Genomic DNA, 11,732 nt, shown 5'->3' with positions numbered 1-11,732 from the left:
GATGTTAAGAAACGACTTATATACTCTTGATACAATTGAGGATAATGAAGGTATTATCACTGCGAAAATATTACTGAATGAAAATCATTCAATCTTTGATGGTCATTTTCCTGAACAACCAGTATTGCCTGGAGTATGTACGCTTGAGATTCTTAAGGAATTAATACAAGATTCTATGAATAGGAGTTTTGTATTAGAGGAGGCTAATAATATTAAATTTTTATCATTGGTTGATCCGCGGAAATCTCCCGGGATGACATTTGAATTCAAGTATGAGGAGGTTGAAGGGAAGTTAAAGGTATCGGCATCAGCGAAAGTTGATGATGATATTGTATCATTTAAAATTAAAGGAGTTTTTGCCTGAAATGCAATTGCAAAGCAAATTTGAAAAATATAATTGTTGTGTGGTTATTCCCACTTATAATAACCAGAAGACTTTGGCTTCGGTTATTGATGGTGTGCTGGAATATACCTCAAACATTATTATAGTTAATGATGGAGCAACAGATAATACCCCTGAAATATTAGAAAAATATTCAAATCTTGAGATAATCAGGCATGAAGTTAACAAGGGGAAAGGACGAGCTCTGCAAAATGCTTTTAGTAAAGCAAGGGAATCAGGATTCACTCATGTGATTACAATCGATAGTGATGGGCAACATTTTCCCGAAGATCTTGAATTGTTTTTGGACGAAATAGACAAGAATGAAAATGCCCTGGTTATTGGTGCCAGAAACATGCAGCAGGAAAATGTCCCTGGAAAGAGCAGTTTTGGAAATAAGTTTTCAAATTTCTGGTTCAGGGTTGATACAGGCATCACCTTGAGTGATACACAATCAGGGTACAGACTTTACCCGGTTAAGGCTATGGAAGGTATAAGTTTTTATACCAATAGATTTGAGTTTGAAGTAGAAGTACTGGTGAAGTCAGCATGGAAGGGTATAGAAGTTAAAAATATTCCAATCCAGGTTCATTATGAGCCAGGAAAGGAGAGGATTTCACATTTCAGACCATTCCAGGATTTCACAAGGATTAGTATATTAAATACCTATTTATTTATTCTGGCGGTCCTTTTTTACATTCCATTACGTTTTTTCAGGTCATTGACTAAAGAAAACATAAAGAAATTCTTGAATGAAAATTTCTTTAATAATGAAGAACCAGTTCATATTAAAGCACTTTCAGTTGGTTTCGGAGTCTTCATGGGAATATTTCCGATATGGGGATACCAATTGCTGGTAGGAATACCTTTAGCCCATTATTTCAGATTAAATAAGGCAATGTTTGTGCTTGCAGCACATATCAGCATTCCTCCAATGATACCGGTTATCATCTATTTTAGTTACAGACTTGGTTATTACCTGGTTCCAAATCCTACAATGGACTTGTTTTTTTCACAAGGGATTACTTTTGAACAGGTAAAGGATAATTTGATTCAATATTTAAGTGGAGCTGTTGCTTTTTCAATTGCTGCCGGATTAGTCTTTGGTGTAGCATCATATTTTTATTTTTTAATAGCAAGAAATACCAGATTAAAGAAAAGTCAGGATACAGTCTAATTGTTTTTTATTCAGATAATTAAGTATTTTTGAGGTTTTGTTTGTTCCGGAATTTTTATAAGTGGGTATATGAATAACTTTTTCTTCTTTCTTTATCAAAAGACTGAGAAATATCGTCGGGTTTTTATCGGATTACTGGTTCTGCTAGTATGCATGATGACCTATGTTGCGTTTCAGGTCAAACTGGAAGAAAACATCCTTAACCTGGTTCCAAATGACAAGTCAATAGTTGAGGCTGAGTCTGTTTTGAATAAATTAAAAATGAATGAACAAATTGTTGTTCATATTTATTCTGATTCGGCAGAAGCTGAAAGCTTGATTAGAATTGCTCATGAAAAGGCAGATAGTATCAGATTACATGGATCTGAATTTATTGATTCTGTTCGCCTGGAATTTTCAGATGCATCGATTAATTCATTTTATGAGTACTATCTTCAGCATATCCCATTTTATTTAAATGATGAAGACTATAAGCGACTTGAAGATCAGGTAAGTGAAAAGGGGATTGAAAAGACGGTTTCAAATAATCTAAAAAACCTGATGTCACCTGTGGGAATGGTGACTAAGCAGTTCCTGCTAAAAGATCCCTTTGGTATGGTTGGAAAACCGCTTCAAAGAATGCGTGACCTAAATAAGGGGGGACAAATCGGACTTTATAAAAACCATGTTATTACTGAAGATCAGAAACACCTGATATTTTTTATTGATCTTAAGAACTCGGCAAGTGAAACAAGAAATAATGGTGAGTTAATTGATTTACTTGAAAATATATCTGGTCAAATTGACCCGGGATATCACTTTGAATATTTTGGGAAAGCAGCTGTTGCTGTTGGAAATGCAAAACAAATCAAAAATGACATTCTTCTTACTGTTAATCTTGCTTTGGTAGTCATTTTTATTTTCGTAGGATTGTTTTACAGGAATTTGCACTCATTCTTTCTTATTTTATTACCAGGTGCATTTGGCGGACTGATGGGAGTAGCTTTTCTAGTTATGATCAGACCATCGATTTCTGTTATTTCACTAGGGATTGGATCTGTACTAATCGGGATAACGCTTGATTTTGCCTTGCATTTAATAACTCATTATCAACATGAGAAGAACGTCAAACAGTTGTTTTCTGATATATCATTACCCATATTAATCAGCTCATTAACAACTTCATCTGCATTCTTTTGTTTATTGTTTATCGGATCCAGAGCATTACAAGACTTGGGACTGTTTGCTGGTGTGAGTGTTTTATTTGCAGCATTGTTTACACTAATTGTGCTGCCTCATTTGGTAGTTCGTAGAAAGAATCAACCTGAGGTTAAGAACAATTTTATCCAGAAATTAATGGATAAGGTAGCTGCCTATCCATTTCATAAAAAGAAAATATTTATCGGACTCTTTATATTGGTAACGACGATCAGTCTGTTTACCTGGAGAAATTATGAGTTTGAATCTGATATGCTGAATCTCAACTATATGTCTCCTCAGCTCAGAGAGTATCAGGATAATCTAAATGATATATCAGATTATACCGTAAACAATGTTTATCTAGTTACCTCCGGAGTTGATATATGGGAAGCAATTGAGAATAATGATACTGTTGTAAAGACAATCAAGGAAGCACAAGAAGATTCATTGATAATCGGATCATTTACTGTTAATGACTTATTACCAGGTAAGGAAGAACAAGAGTTAAAATTAAAAAGATGGAATGAGTTCTGGCAAGATCATTCTCCTGAAAAAGTAATAGGTCAATTAGATTCCCAGGCTATAAATAAAGGGTTTAAAGCTGGAGTATTTAATGGACTTGCTAATGTTATAGAAAAGGAATATAACGGGATTTCTACCAGTCAGGCTTTGGAATACCTTGATCATTTTGGTGGAAACATGGTAGTTAACTTTGATGGTAAAACAGGAATAGTATCAAATGTAAAGTTGAGTGATGAAAACAAACTGGCTTTTATCGAACGAGTTAAGGATTTACCAGGTGTAATTGTTCTCGACCAGGGACATTTTACACGAAAGCTGGTAACTTTACTAAATAGGGACTTTTCATTTTTGTTTAATATATCCTTAATCGTTGTCTTTTTAATTATCTTTTTGAGCTATGGAAGGATTGAGCTTGCTCTGATAACATTTGCACCAATAGCTTTAAGCTGGTTATGGACTTTAGGTGTAATGGGCTTATTCGGATTAAAGTTCAATATTATCAATATTATAATATGTACATTCATCTTCGGGCTTGGGATAGATTATTCTATCTTCATGGTACGTGGCTTAACACAGAAATACAAGTATAATAAAGGTGATATTGTTTCTTTTAAACAAAGCATAATCCTTTCAGCCATCACAACGTTGGTCGGTATAGGAGTGCTTATTTTTGCAGGTCACCCTGCATTAAAATCAATTGCATTGCTGGCAATAATCGGGATTGTGTCCGTCATACTACTCACTTTCATAATCCCACCAATACTATATGACTTGCTGATTCAAAAGAGAAAAGATAAAGGGAATATCCCATTTACTTTTTTGAAGATTTCTAATACATTTTTTGGGTTTTCATTATTTGTTATTGGTTGCCTGATTTTAGCTATCCTTATTCCTATTTTTAAAATACCAATTGGTAGTGCTAAAATGAAAAAAAGACTCTATCATAAATTACTTCAATTTTGTGGTAAAGTCATTATTTTTTCTGCGTTCATAGTAAATAAAAGAACCATAAATAAAGAGATTCTTAATTTTAAGAAACCATCGATTATTATAGCTAACCACCATTCTTTCATGGATATATTAGTTTTGCTAGCCTTGCATCATAAAATTGTAATGGTGACAAATGATTGGGTTTATAATTCGCCTTTTTTTGGCAAGGTTATTCAATATGCAGATTTTATCCTTTCATCAGATGGGATTGAAAATCAAGTACCTAAAATAAATGAGTTGATAAAAGATGGGTATTCAATATTGATATTTCCAGAAGGAACCAGACAACCAGATTTTAAGCTGGGCAGGTTTAAAAAGGGTGCTTTTTATCTGGCAGATTTATTTAACCTTGATATCCAACCAATACTACTTCATGGAACAAATTATATCTTGCCAAAAAGAGATTCCTTTTTTCTTAAATCAGGTACATTAACAATTAAAGCATTACCAAGAATCTCTTTCGATGACCTATCATTTGGGGAGGGATATTCTCAGCGAACAAAGAAAATAAGTAAGTTTTTTAAGGTGGAATATGATAAGCTGAGAAATGAACTTGAATATCCTGAATTCTTTAAGGATAAGCTTATTTCTAATTATATCTACAAAGGACCAGTAATAGAATGGTATTTAAGAATAAAGTATAAACTGGAAGGGAATTATAAATTATTTCATGATTTGGTTCCTAAAAAAGGTAAGATAGTAGATGTTGGTTGTGGATACGGATTGATGTCATATGCTTTGGCTTATAGTTCTTCAGAACGGGAAGTTATAGCAATTGATTATGATGATGATAAAATCTCAGTAGCTCAAAACTGTCCTGATTATCCACAAAACATAAAATTCTATGAAAGTGATGTTGTAATGTTTGATTATAGTAAATCAGATGCCTTTATAGTAAGTGATGTATTACATTACCTTACCGCTGAAAAACAGCTGAATCTATTAAAGAAACTAACACAAAATCTAAATGAAGGGGGTAGAATAATTATAAGGGATGGAGATAGGGAAAAGGTAGATAGGCATAATGGAACGAAGCTGACAGAATATTTTTCTACAGGTACAGGGTTTAATAAAACAGAAAATAAGTTGAATTATATAGCAGGTTCAATGATTAAAGAATTTGCTGATGAAGCTAAGTTAAAATTTAGATTAATAGATAACAACAAATTAACTTCGAATATAATTTTCGTAATGGAAAAAGTTAATTAAGATGGAAGAGCAGTACGATGTTATTATTGTTGGCAGTGGCCTTGGAGGACTAGAGTGCGGAGTTATTCTAAGTAGAGAAGGATACAAAGTATTGGTTCTTGAAAAGAATAAGCAAATAGGAGGGAACCTACAAACCTTTTCAAGAGATAAAAGAATTTTCGATACCGGCATACATTATATTGGAGGCTTAGATGAAGGACAGAATCTAAACAGATACCTTAAGTTTATGGGGATTATGGATGATCTCAAATTAAAGAGGCTTGATGAAGATGGATTTGATTTGATTTCATTTGATGGAGATAAAAATATATATCCACATGCACAGGGGTACGAAAGATTTATTGATTCCTTATTGGAATATTTTCCTGAAGAAAAGAAAGCTTTAGTTACATACTGTGAAAAAATACAAGAGGTTTGTAATTCTTTTCCAATGTATAATTTGGAGAAAAGCAATACTGACCTCACATCAATGCCATATCTTAATGTAAGTGCTTCCAAATATATTAGTTCAATAACTAATAATTTAAAATTACAACAAGTATTAGCCGGTTCAAACCTTCTTTATGCAGGCGAAGCAGATAAAACGCCGTTATACGTGCATGCGTTGGTCGTAAATTCATATATCGAAAGTGCATATAGATGTATCAACGGAAGTGCGCAAATCGCAAGGAAGCTAACACGAATTATTTTAGATAATGGAGGAGTAGTACTTAAGCATGCTCATGTAAACAACTTTGGGTTTAAGGGGAAAAGTATAGAATATGTTGAGTTGAAGGATAAGAGAAAGTTTTATTGTAAAAATGTAATTTCTAATATTCATCCTGCTGTTACACTAGATATGGTAGATGAAGGCATTTTGCGTAATGCTTATAAAAAAAGAATTCAAAATTTAGAGAATTCAATATCTGTTTTTATCCTTCATGCGGTTTTAAAAGAAGATAAGGTTAATTATTTTAATCATAATCTTTATCATTATGCAGATCCGGATGTATGGAAAGGGGTGAGTTATAATGATGATACTTGGCCACTGAATTATGCTGTTTTTACAGGAGCAACAAGTAAACAGACAAAATATGCTGATACTTTAACCATGATGGCATACATGAAAGACAATGAGACCTATGCCTGGAAAGACACCTATAATGTTGTTTCGGAAGAGATGGACAGAGGTGATGCCTACTTGGAGTTTAAGGAAAAGAAAGCTGAAAAATTGATAACAACTCTTGAGAGGAGAATGCCAGGAATTAAGGGTAGCATAGATAAATATTATACTTCTACACCATTAACCTACAGGGATTATATAGGTGATAAAGAAGGGTCGATGTATGGCATAATTAAGGATTATAAAGATCCGTTAAAGACTTTTATTTCACCAAGGACAAAAGTTCCAAACTTATTTTTAACTGGTCAGAATTTAAACATGCATGGGGTATTGGGTGTTACTATAGGGTCAGTAATTACTTGTTCTGAATTTCTAGGAAACGAGTACCTTATGAAAAAAGTAAAACAAGCTGTATGATCCCTTTAAATTCAGGTGAAAATAATGTGTTTAAAAGAGTTCTGAAATATGTTATATCATTAGGTCTTGTTTTATTGGTTGTATCTTTTGGATTATTTTCCTGTGCAATGAAGAAGGCTTCAAAGTCCTATGCATCAGGAATTAAAAATGTGCCCTATGATGTAATTATAGTTCCGGGATATCCATTTGATGGAGAAAAATGGCATGATGTGATGAGAATGAGGGTACATTGGTCAAAGTTTCTCTACACTTCAGGATATACAAAAAATGTTATATACTCAGGTTCGGCAGTATATACTCCTTATGTTGAAGCAGAAATCATGAGGCTATATGCTTTAGAGCTTGGAATTCCGGAAGATGTTATCTTTGCAGAGACAAATGCAGAGCACAGCAGTGAAAATGTTTATTATTCATTACAAAAAGCAGATTCACTAGGATTTAAAAAAGTAGCTTTAGCAACAGATCCTTATCAGACTGCATTATTAAAGTATTTTATTAATAAGCATGATTTGAATATTAATTATTTACCTGTTGTTATAGATACTTTAAAAACGCTCGACAGGTATACTCCTATAATAGATCCATCAACTGCAAAGATCGAAAATTTCGAATCAATTAAAGATAGAGAAGGGTTATGGAGAAGGTTAAGAGGGACTTTAGGATATAATATTAAAGAATTGAAATAGAGAAGAGTTGAAGAAATTTTTTAAGATTTTCAAATATTTTTTGCTGGTAGTTTTTGCATTTCTTTTAATAAGCGTTGTTGTTTATTTATTGGATGTAACTGTAAATAAGCCGGAGGTTGAAATCAGTGAACTGGAAACAATTGTTCGCGTTAAGGTTTCTGAAAATCATTATTTGTTAGGGAACAACTGGTTAAAGAAAAATCAATATGGTACCTGGGAGATGTATCTTGAAGGGAGTGCTTATGACCGTGGAGTTGCTTTTGGGAAATTAACTAAGGAATTACATAAGCAAAAGGAGACGGCCTTCATTAATGAGATTAAAAACCGGGTTCCAAATGAAAGTTTTCTAACCTTTCTTAAATATACAGTTGGTTGGATCAACAGAGACCTTGATGATTATATTCCGGAAGAATACCTTGCTGAGATTTATGGAGCGTCAATCTATATGACTGATGATTATGATAATGTAGGGCCAAAATTTAATAGGTTATTAAATTATCATGCAGCTCATGATATCGGCCATGCCTTACAAAATATGAATATGGTGGGATGTACTGCCTTTGCTTCTTGGGACGAACAAAATGAAAGTGAACAACTTTTGATAGGAAGAAATTTTGATTTTTATTTTGGTCAGGACTTTGCCAAAGACAAGATTATAGCCTATTACAATCCAGATCAAGGATATAAATTTATGTCAGTTACCTGGGCTTGCTTTAGTGGGGTTGTGTCGGGAATGAATGAAAAAGGTTTAACCGTAACTCTTAATTCTGCAAAATCCAAGATACCAATTAAAGGAAAAACTCCGGTGTCTATCATAGCCAGAGAAATATTACAATATGCATCTAATATCGAGGAAGCATATGACATTGCCAGAAAGTATGATTCATTTGTTTCAGAATCTTTCTTAATCGGATCAAGAGAAGATGGTAAAGCCGGACTGATTGAAAAGTCCCAGGATCAGACTGAGTTATTTCTTTCGGATACAACAAGGATGATTGTGACCAATCATTTTCAGGGAGAAAAGATGGTTGATCTTCCTGAGAACATAGAATACAGAAGTGAAGGAGTGTCCGATTATCGATACAAGAAGGTAGAATCATTGATGGATTCACTATGCCGCTTGAGTATTGAAGACTATGTTTTTATGCTTAGAGACCGTAATGGTTTGGGTAAGGATCAACTGGGTATGGGAAACGAAAAGGCAATTAATCAGCTTATTGCGCATCATTCTATAATCTTTTCTCCCTTTGAAAATAAAATGTGGGTCGCAGCCTCTCCATACAGCCTGGGAATTTTTGTGGAATATGATATGATGTCTTTTTTTATCGATGAGAAATCTGATCAACTAAATATTGAACAGGATTCATTTCTTACTTCAACTCAATATAAAGACTATACTTACTTTTTAAAAATTAAAGAAGCTATTCAGGTATTCTTATCTACAGGTAATGAATTCTCTTTAAATGAGGAACAAATAGCCAGATTTATCGATAGTAATGAAGAGAGTTTTTTAACGTATTACTATCTTGGTGATTATTATAAGGCCAAAGGTAAATACCAATTGGCAATAGAAAGTTATAAGGTTGGTCTGACAAAAAATGTTGCCAAGAAGAGCGAATTTGAGCATATGAAAAATGGAATTTCAGAAAGTCTAGCAATGATCAAAGAATGATAATAGGGATTGGAACAGATATTATCGAAATAGAAAGGGTGCAACGGTCTTTAGATAAGGGAGATAAATTCCAAAACCTGGTGTATCATCCTGATGAAATCAAGATCTGTGAGAATAATTCTAATACAGTATCTTCTTATTCAGGAAGATTTGCAGCCAAGGAAGCATTTTTAAAAGCATTGGGTACAGGGTGGTCTGGCAATATGAAGATATCTGAGATTATCATAAAAAATGATTCAAAAGGCAAGCCATATATAGAGGTTGAAGGAGAGGTTAGGAATATAGTTAACCAGATGGATGTCAGGAATATTCATCTTTCCATTTCGCACAGTAAAATGTATGCTACCGCTTTTGTTATTTTGGAAAAGTAATATGAATAATTTATATCCGGATATTGAAGGAAAGGATGTTAGCCAGATAAAAGAAAGGCAATTCGAGCTGTTAAAGGACTTGCTGGAATATGTTAATGAGCATTCAGTATTTTATAAAGATCATTTTTCAGCTAACAATATATCCCCAGATGATATTAAGTCTCTTTCTGATTTAAATATGATTCCTTCAATAGCAAAAAAGGATTTGCAGAATAGAAATAAAGACTTTTGGTGTGTGGGATCTGAAGATATAATAGATTATTGCAATACTTCAGGTACCGAGGGGCAACCAGTTACGGTGCCACTAACCAAAGGAGATTTAGATAGACTGGCTTATAATGAAGCAATTTCTCTTGCATGTGCAAATGGCACGCCTGATGACATATTCCAATTGTCTACCACAATTGATAGGCGATTTATGGCTGGTCTGGCTTATGCACAGGGAGTAATTTCAATGGGGGCCGGATTAGTAAGAGTAGGGCCTGCGCCTCCGGAGCTACAGTGGTTGAATATAAAGGAAATCAAACCTACGACTTTAATAATTGTCCCTTCCTTTTTGGTTAAACTGATCGATTATGCCGAAAAAAACATGATTGATTATAAAAGTTCATCAATAAAGAAGGCTGTGTGTATTGGTGAGCCTATTCGGGATGATAATTTACAGTTGAATTCCCTCGGAAGACGAATTAAGGAAAGCTGGGATATTGAATTATTTTCTACATATGCTTCCACAGAAATGGGGACGGCGTTTACTGAGTGTGAGTTTGGAATCGGGGGACATGAACACCCGGAACTTATTATTTCTGAAATTCTGGATGAAGAAGGTCAGGTAGTTGAAGATGGAGAGTTTGGTGAATTAACCATTACGACACTTGGCGTAGAGGGAATGCCCTTGATAAGATTCAGAACAGGTGACATCTGCCGGAAATATACTGATAAGTGTAAGTGTGGGCGTACAACCTCTCGACTAGGCCCATTATTGGGTAGAAAGAATCAGATGATTAAATATAAAGGAACAACGATTTATCCACCATCAATATTTGATGTGATGGATAAGCAAAAGTTTGTTTCATTATACTGTATTGAAATCTCAGAAGATGATTATGGAAATGATAAGATAATTGTCAGATACAGTGCAGAAAAGGATTATAATATCGAAGATTTAAAGAAACAATTTCGATCGAGAGTAAGGGCAACTCCTGAACTAATTGAAGGATCTTTTGAAGACTTGTTTAGAGTTATACATCCTAAGAATAGTCGTAAACCAGTAAAATATTTTGATTTTCGATCTAAAAAAAAGTAGGGACTTAAATGAAGTCCCGTAAATATTATCAAACCTTATAGGTTAGATTCTTCCCAGGATTTGTATTTCTTTTTATCAATGTTTTTGATGACTTTATAGAAGGCTCCTGCCCAGTAATTTCGAATTCCAAATCCTTGTGGGGATCCACTCAGTCTATCTTGTAGGATAATGTTTCCTGTTTTCAAATCAAGAGCAACAAAATGAAAATAGGCAATCTTGTTTACTTTATTAAAAGTTTCTGCGATAAACACTATTCCAATACCGTCCTTTTTCTCAACTTTTGACAAATCATATTGTTTAACAAATGATTGAATATCTTCTGAAGTGTATCCAGGTATATTATAAGATCTCATTTGTGAAATATCGGTCATTAAATTGATTTCATTAATCATATTGATATCGTAAGAAATGTTATTTTTATCTAACATTCCTTTTATATCATATTTATTAGGTTCATTAACAAAAAGATCATTCCACCCGGGAAAGTATTTGTCTTTTATTTCTTTTTCATCGACAGTTCCATTACCAGTGAATTGGGAAAAGTCTCCTGTGATTTTCAAATGAGAGAAATCCATTCCCAACCAGGTGATTGTTGTATTTTCGTTAAATAAGTCAGGAGTTTGTGATAAAATATAAAATGAAGAAAACAATAAAAAGGTTGTGATGGTTAATAGATTTTTCATTTTCGCATAGAGTTGTATAATTAGCTTTATTTATAATAT

The 11,732-nt window shown here is 33.6% G+C and carries 9 protein-coding genes; 8 read left to right on the top strand and 1 reads right to left on the bottom strand.

Annotation, left to right across the window (positions count from 1 at the left end; all coding sequences use genetic code 11):
- The first annotated feature begins 1 nt into the window (after nucleotide 1).
- From HH304_RS05680 to HH304_RS05645, 8 genes are all read left to right on the top strand, one after another.
- Nucleotides 2–364, top strand: a complete 363-nt coding sequence (locus tag HH304_RS05680; protein WP_169678848.1) for a 3-hydroxyacyl-ACP dehydratase — start codon at nucleotides 2–4, stop codon at nucleotides 362–364.
- Nucleotides 321–1,559 (top strand): DUF2062 domain-containing protein, encoded by a 1,239-nt coding sequence (locus HH304_RS05675; RefSeq protein ID WP_408631352.1) that lies wholly within the window; start codon nucleotides 321–323, stop codon nucleotides 1,557–1,559. Before HH304_RS05680 ends, HH304_RS05675 begins: the two co-directional genes overlap by 44 nt.
- A 69-nt stretch (nucleotides 1,560–1,628) precedes the next feature.
- Nucleotides 1,629–5,459, top strand: a complete 3,831-nt coding sequence (locus tag HH304_RS05670) for a trifunctional MMPL family transporter/lysophospholipid acyltransferase/class I SAM-dependent methyltransferase (protein ID WP_169678846.1) — start codon at nucleotides 1,629–1,631, stop codon at nucleotides 5,457–5,459.
- Between the two features lies 1 nt (nucleotide 5,460).
- Complete coding sequence (locus tag HH304_RS05665) at nucleotides 5,461–6,978, top strand: phytoene desaturase family protein (RefSeq protein ID WP_169678844.1); 1,518 nt, start codon at nucleotides 5,461–5,463, stop codon at nucleotides 6,976–6,978.
- The gene (locus HH304_RS05660; RefSeq protein WP_169678841.1) at nucleotides 6,975–7,664 is read left to right on the top strand and encodes a YdcF family protein; all 690 of its coding nucleotides are present in this window, start codon (nucleotides 6,975–6,977) and stop codon (nucleotides 7,662–7,664) included. Before HH304_RS05665 ends, HH304_RS05660 begins: the two co-directional genes overlap by 4 nt.
- Nucleotides 7,665–7,671: 7 nt before the next feature.
- A complete protein-coding gene (locus tag HH304_RS05655; RefSeq protein ID WP_169678839.1) occupies nucleotides 7,672–9,336 on the top strand; it encodes a C45 family autoproteolytic acyltransferase/hydolase in 1,665 nt (554 codons plus the stop codon).
- Complete coding sequence (gene acpS, locus HH304_RS05650; protein WP_169678836.1) at nucleotides 9,333–9,707, top strand: holo-ACP synthase; 375 nt, start codon at nucleotides 9,333–9,335, stop codon at nucleotides 9,705–9,707. The genes HH304_RS05655 and acpS overlap by 4 nt, the downstream gene beginning before the upstream one ends.
- A 1-nt stretch (nucleotide 9,708) precedes the next feature.
- Complete coding sequence (locus HH304_RS05645; RefSeq protein WP_169678834.1) at nucleotides 9,709–11,010, top strand: phenylacetate--CoA ligase family protein; 1,302 nt, start codon at nucleotides 9,709–9,711, stop codon at nucleotides 11,008–11,010.
- Nucleotides 11,011–11,045: 35 nt separating this feature from the next.
- Here HH304_RS05645 and HH304_RS05640 read toward each other — a convergent pair whose 3' ends face one another.
- Nucleotides 11,046–11,693, bottom strand: coding sequence for a hypothetical protein (locus HH304_RS05640; RefSeq protein WP_169678832.1), 648 nt, complete (start codon nucleotides 11,691–11,693; stop codon nucleotides 11,046–11,048).
- Nucleotides 11,694–11,732: the final 39 nt, after the last annotated feature.

It is taken from the genome of Marinigracilibium pacificum (genome assembly GCF_012926615.1).
Lineage (GTDB): Bacteria > Bacteroidota > Bacteroidia > Cytophagales > Cyclobacteriaceae > Mangrovivirga > Mangrovivirga pacifica.
This window is presented reverse-complemented; position numbering and strand designations above follow the sequence as displayed.